Annotated in this window: 13 protein-coding genes; 12 read left to right on the forward strand and 1 reads right to left on the reverse strand. The window is 34.3% G+C overall.

Translation table 11 applies throughout. The annotated features are described in order from the left end of the window. The first annotated feature begins 222 nt into the window (after nucleotides 1-222). The 3 genes from EV201_RS01690 (at nucleotide 223) to EV201_RS01700 (ending at nucleotide 2,943) form a co-directional block, all read left to right on the forward strand. Nucleotides 223-1,305 carry a hypothetical protein gene (locus tag EV201_RS01690; protein WP_130305667.1) on the forward strand — a complete coding sequence of 361 codons (1,083 nt, stop codon included), beginning with the start codon at nucleotides 223-225 and terminating at the stop codon, nucleotides 1,303-1,305. 116 nt (nucleotides 1,306-1,421) lie between these two features. Continuing rightward, nucleotides 1,422-1,874, forward strand: a complete 453-nt coding sequence (gene tnpA, locus EV201_RS01695; protein WP_130305668.1) for an IS200/IS605 family transposase — start codon at nucleotides 1,422-1,424, stop codon at nucleotides 1,872-1,874. Between the two features lie 808 nt (nucleotides 1,875-2,682). Then, nucleotides 2,683-2,943 carry a cysteine-rich small domain-containing protein gene (locus tag EV201_RS01700; protein WP_130305669.1) on the forward strand — a complete coding sequence of 87 codons (261 nt, stop codon included), beginning with the start codon at nucleotides 2,683-2,685 and terminating at the stop codon, nucleotides 2,941-2,943. Between the two features lie 350 nt (nucleotides 2,944-3,293). On the opposite strand, the gene EV201_RS01705 is transcribed toward EV201_RS01700, so the two are convergent. After that, the gene (locus EV201_RS01705) at nucleotides 3,294-3,926 is read right to left on the reverse strand and encodes a hypothetical protein (RefSeq protein WP_130305670.1); all 633 of its coding nucleotides are present in this window, start codon (nucleotides 3,924-3,926) and stop codon (nucleotides 3,294-3,296) included. Nucleotides 3,927-4,902: 976 nt separating this feature from the next. On the opposite strand from EV201_RS01705, the gene EV201_RS01710 reads away from it, so the two are divergent. From EV201_RS01710 to EV201_RS01750, 9 genes are all read left to right on the forward strand, one after another. Further along, nucleotides 4,903-5,721, forward strand: coding sequence for a Hachiman antiphage defense system protein HamA (locus EV201_RS01710; protein WP_130305671.1), 819 nt, complete (start codon nucleotides 4,903-4,905; stop codon nucleotides 5,719-5,721). After that, nucleotides 5,711-8,836: a DEAD/DEAH box helicase gene (locus EV201_RS01715; protein WP_165389557.1), complete on the forward strand. Its 3,126-nt coding sequence runs from the start codon at nucleotides 5,711-5,713 to the stop codon at nucleotides 8,834-8,836. The genes EV201_RS01710 and EV201_RS01715 overlap by 11 nt, the downstream gene beginning before the upstream one ends. A 155-nt stretch (nucleotides 8,837-8,991) precedes the next feature. Next, nucleotides 8,992-10,116, forward strand: a complete 1,125-nt coding sequence (locus tag EV201_RS01720) for a TlpA family protein disulfide reductase (RefSeq protein ID WP_130305673.1) — start codon at nucleotides 8,992-8,994, stop codon at nucleotides 10,114-10,116. Between the two features lie 215 nt (nucleotides 10,117-10,331). Continuing rightward, entirely contained in the window at nucleotides 10,332-10,568 is a 237-nt protein-coding gene (locus EV201_RS01725) for a hypothetical protein (RefSeq protein WP_130305674.1), read from the forward strand. A gap of 48 nt (nucleotides 10,569-10,616) precedes the next feature. Next, the gene (locus EV201_RS01730; protein WP_130305675.1) at nucleotides 10,617-11,942 is read left to right on the forward strand and encodes a hypothetical protein; all 1,326 of its coding nucleotides are present in this window, start codon (nucleotides 10,617-10,619) and stop codon (nucleotides 11,940-11,942) included. Between the two features lie 98 nt (nucleotides 11,943-12,040). Beyond that, the gene (locus tag EV201_RS01735) at nucleotides 12,041-12,832 is read left to right on the forward strand and encodes a class I SAM-dependent methyltransferase (protein ID WP_130305676.1); all 792 of its coding nucleotides are present in this window, start codon (nucleotides 12,041-12,043) and stop codon (nucleotides 12,830-12,832) included. 74 nt (nucleotides 12,833-12,906) lie between these two features. Beyond that, on the forward strand, nucleotides 12,907-13,974 hold the full coding sequence (gene rsgA, locus EV201_RS01740) for a ribosome small subunit-dependent GTPase A (RefSeq protein WP_130305677.1): 1,068 nt from the start codon (nucleotides 12,907-12,909) through the stop codon (nucleotides 13,972-13,974). 140 nt (nucleotides 13,975-14,114) lie between these two features. Then, the gene (locus EV201_RS01745; RefSeq protein WP_130305678.1) at nucleotides 14,115-14,933 is read left to right on the forward strand and encodes a CPBP family intramembrane glutamic endopeptidase; all 819 of its coding nucleotides are present in this window, start codon (nucleotides 14,115-14,117) and stop codon (nucleotides 14,931-14,933) included. Nucleotides 14,934-15,123: 190 nt separating this feature from the next. Then, a complete protein-coding gene (locus tag EV201_RS01750) occupies nucleotides 15,124-16,476 on the forward strand; it encodes a S41 family peptidase (protein WP_130305679.1) in 1,353 nt (450 codons plus the stop codon). Nucleotides 16,477-16,538: the final 62 nt, after the last annotated feature.

Here is a 16,538-nt window from a genome sequence, read left to right on the forward strand (position 1 = left end):
ATTACCGCTTCTTTGCAATTAATTCTGTGACTATTTCTCTTTGAAATATAAAAATCCTGTTCTCTTAGGAGAGTCAGGTGATGAGGTATTGGGTTGTTTGTCGTTTTCAGTTAATGTATTTTTTATAAAAAAATAAGATTGATTTTAGATAAACGATGTTTAAATTAAATTCATATGCTAACTTCGTTCTAGAATGAAAAATTTAAATTAAGATATCAGGTGATGAATAAATGCTTGGGAATACTAGCTGTTATACTAATGCTGGGTAGTAGTTCGATTAAGGCACAAGTTTCGAATAAACGATTTATGATTAAGTCGGGACATGTGGAATATAAACTTGAGGGCATGACTAAAGGGACTCGTTCCATTTGGTTTGATGATTATGGGCGTTTGTATCGTGAAGAGATGAAAGCAACTACGACGACTAATATGTTTGGAATGAAAAGTGTGGAAGACGAACATACACTTGAGATTGTGGATGGTGTAGATTCTTATGATCTAGACCTGATTAATCAAACGGGAACCAAACACAGTTTCAAATTGCCTGCAGAATTTAAACAGCTTGTTGAAGGCCTGGATGATCAACAGAAAAAGCAATTAGCACAAGAAACTTTAAATGCTTTTGGAGGTGAAAAAAAGGGAACCGAAAAATTTATGGGGCGCGAGTGTGAGGTGATTAAGGTTATGGGGTCTACTCAGAGCATATACAAAGGCATTTCACTGAAAACAAAGTCTGAGATTATGGGGCTTATATGCACTGAAACAGCAGATTTATTCGAGGAGAATATCCAGGTTGCTTCAAGTTTGTTTGAAGTGCCTGAGGGGATTGAAATGATTGATTTAAATCAGGAAACCGATGCTATGGATATAGATCTTTCTGATGATATGATGGATGAAGATTCGGATGAGGAGGTTGTACCACTAAGTTATTCCTTTCAAAAGTTTGAAATGGCAATTGATAAGGTGGAATACCAAAGCTATAAAAAAAGCATGTGTATGCCATTGGAAGGCCAGTATATGGCTGCTTTTATGAAAGGTTTGGAAGAAAGTTTTATGATTGCTGCCCTTTCCAATCAAGGGTTTCATTCTGAGATGTTAAAAATTGAGTCTAACGAATACGAACGCTTCGAGAAGAATGGAAGAGAGATGTATTTTGGCAAGATGAGGGATGAGGAATCAGGTGATGAAGACGGGAATGTTTTGTTTATTGAATACCCCCAATACGAAATGGTGATCTCAATCATGAGTCCATCGGCCATGTCGAAAGAAAATCTGTTGCGTGTGGCTGATCAGTTGAAATTCTGATTTAACAACAATAGAATCAGGTTATGAAAACAGCCCTAAGGCTGTTTTTTTTTAGTTTGATTTCAAATGGGATGAGGTGAGAATTATTTATTATCTTTAATAGAAAATTATTCGACATGCCTCAATCTCTGGTTCAAAACTATGTCCATATTTGTTTTAGCACGAAAGGTCGTTTGCCTTTAATTCAGGATTCAATTCAGGAAGAGTTGTTTGCGTATTTGGGAGGTGTTTGTAAAAATTTAGAATCGCAACCTATAATTGTTGGAGGAACAAATGATCATGTTCATCTGCTGGTGAAGCTTTCCCGTAAGATGGCTTTAATGGATTTGGTTGAAAAAGTAAAAACACATTCCTCGAAATGGATTAAATCGAAGGATCCTAAATTTTCAAATTTCTATTGGCAGCATGGTTATGGTGGTTTCTCAGTTAATCCCCGTCAGGTTGATCGCGTGGTTGCCTATATTAAAAATCAGAGAGAACATCATCGTAAGGTTTCATTTCAAGAGGAATACAGGCGAGTCTTAAGAAAGTATAAGATGAATTTTGATGAGCGCTTTTTGTGGGATTAGTTAGAGATGACTGCGCACCTTTGGCGCTCATAGCCTTGACGGACTATGTTGAGTGACGATGCACCTTTGGCGCGCATAGCCTTGACAGGCTATGTTATGTGATGATGCGCCTTTGGCGCTCATAGCCCTTGCTGACTATGTTATGTGATTGCGCACCTTTGGTACTATCGTATATGTAGCACCAAAGGTGCGGTGTTCTTTAGCCTTGTCATCTTGGACAAGGCTAAAGAGTATGCATGTTCGATTAAGCTCCGAAGGAGCGGAATCATCGGTGAGTGCTCGGGTGGTGATGTAATCAGTTTTTTTTATGCCTGTGCACCTTGGCGCGCATGGCCCTTACTGACTATGTTATGTGATTGCGCACCTTTGGTGCTATGGTATATATAGCACCAAGGGTGCGGTGTTCTTTAGCCTTGTCATCTTGGACAAGGCTAAAGAGTATGCATGTTCGATTAAGCTCCCAAGGAGCGGAATCATCGGTGAGTGCTCGGGTGGTGATGTAATCAGTTTTTTTTATGCCTGCGCGCCTTTGGCGCGCATGGCCCTTACTGACTATGTTATGTGATTGCGCACCTTTGGTGCTATGGTATATATAGCACCAAAGGTGCGTGTTCTTTAGCCTTGTCAGATAAGACAAGGCTAAATTGTATCGGCGTTTGGTTTAGCTCCGAAGGAGCGGAATCATCAGGAAGCCCCAGGTTGATAATAGGGAGGAGGTGCATTTTCGTGTATAACATACCGGATGCTTTGACGCAAATCTTTATCTTTACTCCCTATTATAAAAGACAACAAACCAGAATTGAATCTTATGTCAGAACATTATAAGTTTTTCCAGAATACCCAGTGCGAATATTTCCCTTGTCATAAAGTAGAAAATGAGGCGGATTTTAATTGTCTGTTTTGTTTTTGTCCCTTATACATGCTAAAAGATAAGTGCGGGGGGAATTTTAAATACACCAATGGTTTTAAAAATTGTGCCGATTGCACCATCCCTCATACCCGAAAATCTCATGAATACATGATGAGCAAGATGGGAGAAGTTTGTAAAGTTGCAAGCGAGAAGGAGTAATTTTTTGTGACCAGCTACTTTGCTGATGCCACCAATCTGACTCCAAATACCGATTATTATTTTAGACCTTACGCCAAGTATGCTGATGGCAGCACAAGTTATGGCGGCACCCATACAATTGTTATACGTACAAGAAGTTAGTTTTTTCTCCCTTTTAGGGGAGACACAGAGGGGTGTTTGAAACCTAATTCCTTGCAGCAGCCCAACGAGTAAGCTCACAATTGTATTTTTTTTTCGCTCAAGCCGTTGGACTTCAATTTTGTGAGCTCGTGAGAGAGCTTAAATTATAAAACAAGCCTCGCAGTGTTTTTCGCATTGCGGGGCTTGTTTCTTTTCGCCACTCATCATCATTATTCTATTGGACTCAGAACCACTCTAACAATTTCCGATTGCTTACCCACCTTTACACCATTGTGAATATAATAGGCATAGTATTCTCTAATCTCAGTCAGTTTGGGATTTTTGCGCGGACGGGTGTCATTGAAACCCGATGTTTTCACCGTGGTTTGAAAATCGTATTCCCCATCGTTGATTTTTCCGAATAGAATAATGCCATTCAAAGGATATTTTGTAAAGCTGATGTGGGGGATACCACCCACTTCTTTTACTTTTAAATCGGGTTTTTTATTGTTTGTCGACTCATTTTTGGTTTCGTTAACCAAACCCAGATCCAGTTGCGTTTCAGGACTAATACTTGGCATATCGTCAATTAGTTTTTTATACCCCCTCAAAGCTTTTTCAACCGGAGGATGCCCCTGAGTAAAGATAATTCGGGAATCATGAGCCGTTTGTTGGTCCATGTTTTTTTGCTCGTATCGCGACTTATCTCCCTGAAGTAGTTGAATTAAGTTTTCTGTAGCTTCTTTAGGTAAAACGCCATCAGCGACGAGTTGAGGTGCTTTATCGAGAAAATTATCTCGTTTTCTGGCAAAGCCTGTTTCACTGCTTTCAATGAAACTTTTTTTTACAGGTATTTGTACCATGTCTTCAAAATTTAAATTGAACGTATTAATCAGGATTGTATAATAAAGTTATTAAAGAAGTTTTTATGGAAATAAATTTTTCATGAAATAATTTAACTTTGAGCAACTTAACACCCCTTAAATACTGGGCTTGTAGAATGAAATTTTTTTTGTCTAACGAGGGGCATTTCAAGGTATTTTTGCCTGTTTTTTATTTTACATTTTGTAAATGCGCGTTTTGTTAAATTGTGAAAGGCCCGTAAACAGGGAAAATGCCAAGGATTAATGAAGATGGACAGCTTCCGTTTAGGCCCGTAAAAATAGGTGGTTGAGCACTTTTGGTAGTAATGCTTTGAAAAATGACGTTTTGCTCGTTTTAAATATTTAGTTAATTAATAGTATTTCTTAATAATCTCTATATAGCTTGGATTTATTGATGTTTTATTCAATTTGAGCTTTTTCTGAAAAAAACGCAGTGAAAGTCTTTTTTTTGAGAATTCCATTAATTTACAATTTGTAAAACGCAGTTTAGGATTTATAAAATGCATTTTAGGATTTGTAAAACGCAGTTTTGAAATTAATTTGGGTCATTTTGGAGCTGTAAATTGACCAAACTGAGTCGATTTTGCCTCAGGACAATTTGTAACATGCTGTTTGAGAATTGTAAAATGCAGTTTGAAAATTGTCAGAGGGTCAAATTGAAAGCTAAAATGCTCTATATTTTCTGATTTTCCCCCTTCCCAATTTGACAAAAACGCTTTTATTATGAAGAGTGATTCTATTTTACATCCGTTTATAGTTTTACTTCCTGTCAGAATACTGTTTAATTCAGATAATTTTTAATTTTAGTGAGCCAAATTCATAGGTGTTCTTATCCCTCCAATTGGGTGGTGTAACAACACCTTTTCAAAAGATATATAAAAGAAATAACATCCATATTGATGTTATACAATTGTTAGGCGCAATTAAACCCTAAAACAACCATAAAATAATATATATGCCATGGAGCTCGGAACATACAAATTGGTTTTCAAGAATTGATTCTGATTTAAAATCTAAAGATGGAAAAGAGATTTGTCTGTTGGAATACAATCACGACCTAACTGATAAAGCCATATTATCAAAATGGGCTAAGCACTTTAGAAATCATTATTGTTTTGATAACGAAATTGATTTTTTGAGGGATGGAACAGGCTTGTCTAGGAAAGAATTTTTGGTTCAATTAAAATTCCCAACAGAAGCAAGAGGTTTTGGCCCAGGTATAAGGTCCGGAGATTTTAGTGAAATTTTAGTGGCTGATTATATAGAGTATATCTTAGGTTATTGGGTTCCACGTACACGCTATGGGAATAAAACAATTCGAGATGAATCAACTAAAGGAACTGATTTAATAGGCTTTAAGCTCTATGATGAAAATAAAACCCCCAAAGATATTCTTAAAATGTTTGAGGTTAAAGCTCAATATTCAGGCAACGAAGCTAATCCAAGATTACAGGATGCAATTGATGATTCTATTAAAGATGATTTAAGAAAAGCTGAATCCTTAAATGCTATAAAACAAAGGTTATTCGATAAAGGAAAAACTGAAGAAGCCCAAAAAATAGCAAGATTTCAAAACAAAGTTGATACTCCATATACTTTAGAATATGGTGTTGCAGCTTTATATTCGAATGATATTTATGATGAAGATGTCATAATAAATTCAGATACATCTGCTCATCCATTTAATTCAGCACTTTTCCTTATTGTAATAAAAGGAGATGATATGATGAAATTAGTGCATAAACTTTATGAAATTGCAGCTGATGAATCCTAGAACTCAATCATATAATTTACTTGGTGTAACACGTTCAAAGGCAAAAATGTTTGAATTTGATATTCCTGAACGCTATCATTTAGAGCTAACCCGTAATCCTTCTGAGTTACTATCCTTAACAATAGGGTTGATTGGAGATTATGGAAAGATAAAAAAAAGTGAATTAACTGAGTCTATTGTCAAAAATTACATGAAGAATTTAATTTTTTCTGCTCAATTCTTTGATTCATTTGTAGAAACTAGACTTGATGATAAAAATTCTAATTATTTTCTTTTAATTGGTGCTGCATCTTATTATTTGGCGGATTTTCAGGGGAACGCGAAAGTATTATCTAATAAAATAGTTGAGTCCGAACTTGATTTAGGATGTGAGGGGTTAGAACACCTACTTTATAATATCTTAAATGATTCTTTAGAATCCTATTCAGTTTCAAAATCCGCTTTTTTCTCTATCATTAATGATTTTAAAGCTCAATTAATATCATTTTTTACTAGCGGAAATAATCGTAAACAAATTTTAGAAACACTTGATAATTTATGTCATTTAATTTACGAAGGAGGAACAGATAGGCAATTATTACTAGTCGATATATTACGTGCAGTTGTAAAGAAAAGCCTTTACAATTCATCGTGGAGTAGTCTTCAGAGGTATACAAATATTAACAAAGATAAATGGAGTAGTACCATACAAAATGGAGACTTCATAAAGGAGTTTTGGCCATCTCAAAAATTACTCGGAGAAAAGGGTATTTATAAAGGTAAATCGGCTGTTATTCAAATGCCAACAAGTGCAGGAAAAACAAAGTCCCTTGAAATTATTATACGCAGTAGCTTTTATTCGGGAAGAACAAAAATGGCCGTAATTGTTGCTCCATTTAGGGCACTTTGTTCTGAGATAAAAAACAGTCTCCAAGATACTTTCAAAAATGAAAACATCAATATTGACGAACCTTCTGATGCTTTACAGAATGATTTTAGCTTTATAGAAGATTTTGATTTTGAAGAATCAAACCTCGTCCTAGTATTAACTCCTGAGAAGTTTATATATATAATTAGAAATAGTCCAGAGTTAGTTCAACAAATTGGTCTTCTAATCTATGATGAAGGCCACCAATTTGATAATGGAATTAGAGGTGTAACATATGAGTTACTTTTATCATCGCTAAAGAATAAGGTAAAAGAAGATACTCAAGTTATTTTGATTTCTGCTGTGATAAATAATGCATCTGCTATCGGGGATTGGTTAATTGAACGTGATAAAGAGATAATTACTGGATTTGATTTACTTCCGACCTACAGAACGGTAAGCTTTGCCAATTGGACAACACGCCTTGGCAGGTTGCAATATGTCCATAGTGATAATGCAAATAAAGTTGAGTTTTATGTTCCAAGAGTTATTGAACAAACAACTTTTCCGCTGAGAGGTCGTGAAAGAAATCAGCGCATGTTTCCTGAGAAGAATGATGGTAAATCTATCGCTTTATATTTAGCCTTGAAGCTTGTAAAGAATGGTGCTGTAGCTATCTTCTGTGGTTCTAAACTTTCAGTAAAATCAATATCGGAGAAAGTTTTGGATATTACAGAAAGGGGGTTTGATACAGGAAAACCTATACTTGCATCAAGTATGGATGAAGTAGAGAAATTAACATATCTTCATCAGAAGCACTTAGGTAATGACCATTATATGACCCGTTGTTCTAAATTAGGAATATACTCTCATAGTGGCTTTACTTCTGAGGGGTTGAGGCTAGCAATTGAATTCGCTATGCAAGAAGACAAAATTAAATTTGTTATATGCACATCGACGCTTGCTCAAGGAGTGAATTTACCAATCAGATATCTCATGATTACAAGCTTTTATCAAGCCGATTCGAAAATTAAAACACGAGATTTTCACAATCTTATTGGAAGAGCAGGAAGAGCAGGAATGCATACTGAAGGGAGTATAATATTTACTGATACAGAACTGTTTGATAAGAGAAACAATAATAGAGAAAAGTGGAAATGGGAAAACGCTATTGATATGCTCGACCCAGTAAATTCAGAGCCTTGTGGTAGTACATTGCTGACTATATTTGAACCACTTTACAGCGACGACAAGAATTATAGTGTTGCTATAAGTCCATTGGAATTAGTGAGTGCATACGTAGATAGTCCAGAAGCAATTCATAAGCTTCCTAAAGATTTTGCAGAAGAACACTCTGAATCAAATTTCTCAGTTAATGGCCTGAATAAACAACTTAGTAATAAACTTGACATTATCGCTGCTATTGAAAGTTATTTAATGGCATATTGGATTGATTTCGGGCTTGGTACTGATTCGGATATAATTGAAAAAGTTGCAATGGGTACTTTGGCATATAGTATATCAGATGACAAACAGAAGGAACAATTAAAAGAATTATTTAGAGTTTTAGCCGAAAATATAAGTAAGAAGGTCACTTCAGATGAGAAAAGGATATCTTTTGGTCGTACATTATTAGGTGTAGAAGATATTCTTCAAATAGAGGCATGGACTTTTGAAAATATTGACAAACTAATAGAATCTGAAACTGATGACGAATTATTTGAAGTTTTGTGGACGATATTATACGAAAAGGCGCCTGTCAGTATAAAAAAATTAACACCAGCCGATTCAGCTTTTGAATTGACAAACCATTGGCTAAAAGGATACACGTTTAACGAATTACTTGCTTCTATATCAGCCAATGTTAAATATAAGGCTGGTAAACAAAGAAGGACTGTAACAATGGAGCATATAATTGACATTTGTCACAATACTTATTCCTTTGGATTGACTTTGATAATTGGTGCAATTTCTGAGGTCATCAAACTCATGAAAAATGATGAATATGATAATATTTTAAAAAAATTGGACTTAATTCAAAAAATGATGAAGTATGGGTTACCTAGTAGATTATCAATTTCATTATATGAATTAGGGTTTGCAGACAGGGTTGTTGCTTCTGAGCTTGCCAGTAAATTTGATTATTTCTCATATTATAGAACTGAATTAAAAGATAATTTAAAAGCAAATAAAAGTGAGGTTGAAGCATTTTTAAGTAAATACCCTTCTTATTTTACAGCGGTGAATAATATAATTTGTAATGAATAAAAGCGCCTAACATTTTGTATAAGTAATGGCAGGCAAAGTGCTATATATTAAGGTTTGTAGTCCGCTCAAACTGCATAGCGGTTTGACAGAAAAGTGCCACGCAATCTGCCACTACTCATACAAGTGGCCGTTATGCACAATTAATAATAACAACTATGAAATACATTATTTTTCTTTTCTTCCTTCAACTTGGATTTTATTCATATTCGCAAGAATATTATAAAGGAACTTTAAATTATAAAATCAGCCTGTCTTTTAATAAGGCATCGGATAGTATTAAGTATTATGGAGACTGGGAAAAGTATAGTCCAGAGCTTCTAAAAATATTCTCGTCACCAGTATCTGAGAAATATCTAGTGAAAAAGGACACAGTCTTGATTTACCAGTTTTTAAAAGAAGATGTTCAAGCGCAATACATTTTAATTTCTACTAAGAATAAACTTGATAGATTAGATGTTACTTCTGGTCAGATAAACAAATGGGGTGATTTTTCACCCAAGAAGTATTTAAAATTTAATAGCTATAAGAGAATAGCTGATGAAGATGAAATTATATTGCAAAAGGAGTGCTCGGTCTGGCTTTCAACTTCGAAAAATGGTTGGCGAAAAGTTTGGTTAACTAATATTGATGAAAAGCTACCTTCAACTGAAGGATCACAGATATTTTTAGATGGGAAATTAATTCTAAAACAAGTAAGCTTTTTCAATGATGGGCGAATAATAACAAAACAAATTGCTAATAGGGGAAGCCTATCAGAAAGTAATTTTGGTAAGCTAATTGGTGCTCACAATAAAATTGATATTAAATCGAAATACCTTCCTATTGCAGATAATTCGGAATATCATGATAAAGCACTTAAAAAAGGAGATTTAGCACCCAATTTGCATTACAGGAATATTTTTGAAAACAAGTTGAGTTGTCTTTATGAATCAACCCAAAAGAGTAAGTATACAATTATAGAACTTTGGGGTACTTGGTGTGTGCCATGTTTGCTCGCTACCGAGAAAATAAAAATGTTGAGGAAGAAATTTAAAGCTGAACATTTAAGTATCATTTCTCTAAACTGTAGGGACAGAAACATTGAAAAGGTGAAATCTGTTATTGAGAAGAAGGATATGAAATGGGAACATGGTTATACAACTGAAAAATTGACTTCAATTTTTAATAAAAAAAGATCCTATCCTAAATTACTAATCTTGGATAATAATAACAAAGTATTATTCATTGGAAATCCACAGACTGATATTGATGAAATTGAAGCAATTATTGCAGGAAAGTAAAAGTGCATAACATACGCTATATACCATAGGCGGGTAGTGGGTTTCGAAGGTTTTATGCTTTTAATGAGCAACGGCAAGGGAACCATTTTAGAATAGTTATAGTTAAATGTAATCCTAAAATAGCTTTATATATAATTCAACTAAGGGTTACATAGCTCCATTCGTTAGGCTTCATGCAAAGAAATCAAGTCAATAAAATATTAAAACTTAAAATAATGAGTCTATCAAACGAGACAAACAGCAAGATTTCAAGATTAGTAAGTGTTGTGTTCGCACTATTTATTCTCTCATTTATCTATTCACTAGTCGATAACTATCCTAATTACAATTCAGCATTTGATTTCGGTAGATCGACTGGAGCCATGTTTGGTCATTTGCTTAAAATATTAGGGACGATTGTTTTATTGGCATTGTCAGTTAGAAGTGTTAAAACGGTTTTGTTAAAAGAGTAAGGACACGAAGGGCTTTAAAATTATTATTTCACAATTAAATAAAAATTAATGCAGAACGATTATACAAAACCGGAATTTAAAAAGTTATTACACAAACTCCAGGAAGAAAGTTGGCAGCTAGAACTACTCATCTCTGGTTTTGCAATTTTTGGTTTAGTTACAGCAATCCCATCCGTTAGGGAGAGCCTAATAGAAGCTGAAAACAATCACCAAATATATTCGTTTGTAATTTCACTAGTAGCAACCATATCGTGTTATATATTAATTTTCAACCTATTACTTCATGTCTTATTGCGCGGATTATGGATCGGTGCTTTGGGCTTGCGTTATGTATCTGGGGATATCGATTATGATAGTTTAAAATACAGTGAAAAATTTACTAAATACTTAAAGAAGAGAGTTGGCTCTTTCGATAAATATATTGGCACATTAGAAAACTATTGTAGCGTGATATTTGCCGTTTCTTTTTTGCTCATTTTTTATGTTTTAGCAATAACATTCACCATACTCGCTATTTCTTTAATTGGAAGCCAAATAATTGGTAACGAAGATTTACCAGGATGGCTGTCTAAAGGTTTCGGTATCACACTTATGGTGTTTATCACTTTTGGAATGTTTTTCACCTTAATTGACTTTTTAACGCTAGGCTTTCTTAAAAAGAAAAAATGGCTATCTACCTTTTATTTCCCTGTATATTGGGTCTTTGGATTTATCACCTTGTCTTTTTTGTATAGACCATTGGTTTATAATTTTCTCGACAATAAGTTTGGTAAACGATTAAGTTTAGCATTGGTACCCTTCTATATAATAATAGCATTAGCCACAACTCTCAAATACAATGTTTCAAATTTTTTACAAGACGACATGACTTCGACTGAATATGTTGCTAACAATAATAACTATGAAGATTTATTATGTGATAGCGATGGATTTATTGATCATGTGGCCATCCAATCAAAAGTCATCTCCGATAACTATGTAAAGGTTTTTGTCTTGTTTTCTGAAAATATAGAAAACAGGATATTTAAGTTTAATCCGGAATTGGAGCCAGATGAAGATAGTCGTGGATTGAAATCAGGTGTTACAATTGGTAATGGGCGTAGACTTAAAAGAGGAAAAAGAGATAGTCTAAGACGTGTCTACTTAAAAACATTTAATGAAATGTATTCAGTAAAAATCGATACCATTCAGTATGATTCTGATTTTATTATATCCAAAAGTCAAAAAGGTGATTTAGGTTTTGAAACTTTCCTTAGTACGAAAGATTTAATAGAAGGCAAACACATATTAAAAGTTGACCGTTTAAGAATCAAAAAAGGGGATACGACAAATTTGAATGTGTCTAAAATTCCATTTTGGTATTACAAAGATTAAGTAACACTAGCTTCCTAAAAATATAGGACAGAGGGTGGATAGAAGTGTATTTTATAATGCCCAATATTCAAAACGTTACTAACAACAGCTAAGGATTAATGGATAATTTTGAACACAATAGAGAAAGTTGGAATGAATTAACAGCTTTACACGCAGAATCAAGTTTTTATGATCTTGAAGGTTTTAAAAAAGGTAAAACATCATTGAATCATATTGAGATTGAGGAATTGGGAGATATAAAGGGGAAGAAGCTGCTTCACCTGCAGTGTCATTTTGGAATGGATACATTATCATTAGCCAGACAAGGAGCTGAAGTCGTGGGTGTTGATATTTCCGATGCTTCAATCCAAAAAGCGAGAGAAATGTCTGCTGAATTAAAAATCCCGGCAAAGTTTGTGCGTTCAAATGTATATGACATTGAGAATGTCTTAAATGAGACTTTTGATATTGTTTACGTTTCTTATGGCGCAATTAACTGGTTGGATGACCTTGACAAATGGGCGAAAATTATAAGTCGATATTTGAAACCCAATGGCACTTTTTACATGGTTGAATTTCATCCATTCAGATACATGTTTAATGATCAGTCTGAAATTTCTTATAGTTATTTCAAATCAAAGCCATATGAAACAGTTGTCGATAAATCTTACACCGAGGAATCTGAAATTTCAAATAAGGATTTAAAACACATTGAATGGCATCATAGTTTAAGTGAAGTTATTAATAGCTTAATCACTAATGGATTGAAAATAGAATTTTTTAATGAATTTCCTTATCAGGTTTATAATTGTTTTCCTAATTTGATTGAAGATGAAAAAGGAAAATGGGTTTCTAAAAAATATGGTGATAAGATTCCTCTGATGTATTCTATTAAAGCAAGAAAAGTATGAACAAACGATTGGGCTCAATGCAGGTTCGAAAGCCTATACGGCCATTAGCCCAACCCTAAAAAAGGAGATAAGAAATGAAACTTGAAGATTTAGGCTATCATACAGAATTGGAAAACTACCGAAAGGATCAAAATCTTGATTCGTTTGGGGTGGGAAGAGTCATTTCCGAGCATAAGGAAAGATACGTTGTGAAAACAACTGAAAAAGAATACGATGGTGAAATCATAGGAAACCTGCGTTTTTTGGCAAGTAAGAGGTCTGATTTTCCTGCTGTTGGCGATTGGGTGGCAATTTCGGAGTACGATGAGGATAAAGTGCTTATTCATGCCGTTTTTCCAAGACAGACCATCATCGAACGACAATCTGTTGGTAAGCAAGGGGAGAAACAAATTATAGCAAGCAATATTGATTACGCCTTTATTGTGCAGGCTGTCGACCGGGATTTTAGTATTAACAGAATAGAACGATATCTGACCATTTGCAACACGTCAAAGGTCAAACCAATTGTCATTCTCAACAAAATAGACCTGGTAAGCGAGGCCGAATTAACAAAGATGATTAGCAGCCTTCGCGAACGGGTACATACAGCGCCCATATTGGCAATTAGTAATGCATCTCATAAAGGGATTGAAGAACTGAAACAGATTATAGAAAAAGCTAAAACCTATTGTTTGCTGGGCTCATCGGGAGTCGGCAAATCGACCCTCTTGAATCATCTTTTGGGTAAAGACCTGATGCGTACAGATGCCATAAGTGAAAGCTCAAACAGAGGCAAACATGTTACCAGTCATCGGGAGATGCATATCCTGGAAAATGGTGGGATTATAATTGATAATCCAGGAATGAGAGAAGTTGGAATTGCCGATTCGGCCAGTGGCTTAGAAATTACATTTGAAACCATAGTCGCATTAGCGAAGCGATGCAAGTTTAAGGACTGTACACATACAACTGAAACCGGCTGTGTGATTGTGACAGCCCTCGAAAGTGGGGAGATAGATACCTTGTCCTACGAAAACTACTTGAAAATGGAACGGGAAAAAGAGCACTTTGAATCGACTGTTGCTGAAAGGCGTAAAAAAGACAAAGATTTTGGTAAGATGATTAAGAACTATAAAAAAGACAAAAAAAATAAGAAGAATTGAGTACAATCATATAACTAAAAGAACAGGCCTGAATTCAGATGAAGCCTCGCTGGCGAGTGGTAGGACTTTGTTGTAATTGGTGACGAAGCTTAGAAAGAATATTATAACACATTTTATTAAAAATATAAACGATCAAACAGATGAAGAAAGAAATTAAATATTCGGTCATTTTTATTGTGATTGTACTCATTCTTAGTTGGAGTCTCACGATGTTCTTTTTTTCAAAACCGGAAACAGTGCAATTATTTCCTTTAGTGATGTTTATTCCTGCAATCGTGGGCATCATTATAAATTCGATACGCTATAAGTCGTTTAAATTGGTTTTTAAACCTATAACGACTAGGATAAACCTGAAATCAATTTTATTCTCACTCATTTATCCTTTATTATTTATTGGATTAGTGGCTATCGTCCTTTCTTTAACAGGTATCGGTAAATTTAATTCAGACAAACTATCGGAATTAAGTAATTTCCCTTCAATTGAGATGATAATCATTGGATTTCTCTTAATGTTTGGTGAAGAATATGGCTGGAGAGGTTTTTTATTGAAAGAATTAGCGACAGCTAAAGGGAAAATATACAGTGCAATAGTTGTAGGTATCGTTTGGGCGTTATGGCATGGGCCAGTTGTATTTGGATTAGCTAATCAGACAAATATGGAAAACCCACTTTTGATTTCAGTTATACAGATGGGGGCAGTCTTTGTTTTCTCACTACCATTTGCATATTCGTATTTTTTAACAAACAATATATTACCTCCTATGATATTTCATTTTGTCTGGAACTTTTATAACCCAATGATACTTGGTAATATCTACCAGAATCAGCCAGGAATTATAGAGGGAAATATGATTTATATTAATGGTGAGGGCCTGGCGGGAATAATTTTTGGCTCAATATTTATAATATGGTATATCAATACATTTAAAAAGAGCTCAATTAAGAGCATTACGAGTTAAATATGGTCAGAAATACAAGCTGCCATAACAACTATGCGTTCATATACCATAGGCAGTAGTCCCTATGGGGTGGGACTGAAAGCTTAGTTAAATTGATGAATACCTGCAAGCCCATTTGAAATCACGAACGTCTTTAAAATCGACTTCGAAATTTTGCAAAACCATTAGACCTAATATTTTAGAAACTACGATGCAAAAACTACATTTGAGTCTGATATTAATTTTTCTTGCCGGAACGCTCTTTGGACAAAAGAATTTTAGTGCAAAGGAAATTCAAGAGGATATTGATTTTTTTCAGAAAACACTGGTTGAAGTTCATCCTAATCCTTTTAAAACATTATCAGAAACCTCCTTTAATCATCAATTAGAACTTGTAATAAATCAGTTAAACTATCCTTGTTCGCAAAAGGATTTTTATCTTATGTTTTCCCCAATAGTGGCAAAACTTGGTGACGCACACACGGGTGTATATTATTATCCTCAGAATATTCTATTATTTCCTTTAGAATTAAAAAAAGTCCAAAATAGGATTATTATTTCATGCAATTTTACCGACAACAAAAGCATCCAGCCGGGAACGGAATTAGTTGCAATAAATGACATTAGTACGATAGAAATTATCGATAGCTTGACCAATTATGAATCAGGTGAAGTTAGGTCATTGAGAGAAGATTTCTTACTATCATCAGACTTCCCCTATCTACTTTACACAGTATATGGTTTCAAAGACACTTTCAAACTAACATTGAGAGTAAAAGATGAAGTATTTACCAGCACAACAAAAATAAATGGCCTTTTGTCAGACTCTCTTGATGTTAAAAAAGAAAGCTTAGCCAAACAACCCTTCAGTATGTTTATTAATGAAAATATGAACTTGGCTCTATTAACCATTAATACCTTTGAATACGGTTATTTAGATGAATTTAAAATGTTTTTGAAGAATTCAATTCATAAAATAAAAGGAAAATCTATTTCTAATTTAATTATAGATATAAGGGAGAATGATGGAGGAAGTTCATCTTTAGGTGATGAGTTATTAAGGTATATTTCAGACAAAGAGTTTTGTCAAGAATCAAAAGAAATATTAAAAGTTAGTCAATCATACTTAAATCAAAACGACAGCAAGTTAAAAGATCGTATTGGGAGTATAAAAACAACGATTACAGGATTAAATCATTTAATCAAACCATATCCTTGCAATAAACGATTTAGTGGACAAGTCTATATTCTTATTGGTCCTCATACATTTTCTGCAGGCTCTGAATTTGCAGTTGCAGTTAAAGATTATGGTTTAGGTATTTTTATTGGTGAAGAAACAGGAGGAAGGGCAACTTCATTTGGTGAAATGCAAGGTTTTTTTCTTCCTAATACTAGGCTGCGTTTTGGAATATCTTGTAAGAAATTCTTTAGACCCAATCAAACGGATGATGGAAAAGGAGTAATGCCTGATTTTTATGTTCCTCGAAATTTTGAAGACCTCTGTCATAATATTGACACTGTTTTGAATTTTACGAAGAATTTAATTTTAGATAATGGGCAATGATGAAAAAATGACATACGATAAGGAAAAATACAAAATTTGGGATTGGAAAAGCCCTGGGATTA

The sequence above is a fragment of the Ancylomarina subtilis genome, assembly GCF_004217115.1.
Taxonomy (GTDB): Bacteria; Bacteroidota; Bacteroidia; order Bacteroidales; family Marinifilaceae; genus Ancylomarina; species Ancylomarina subtilis.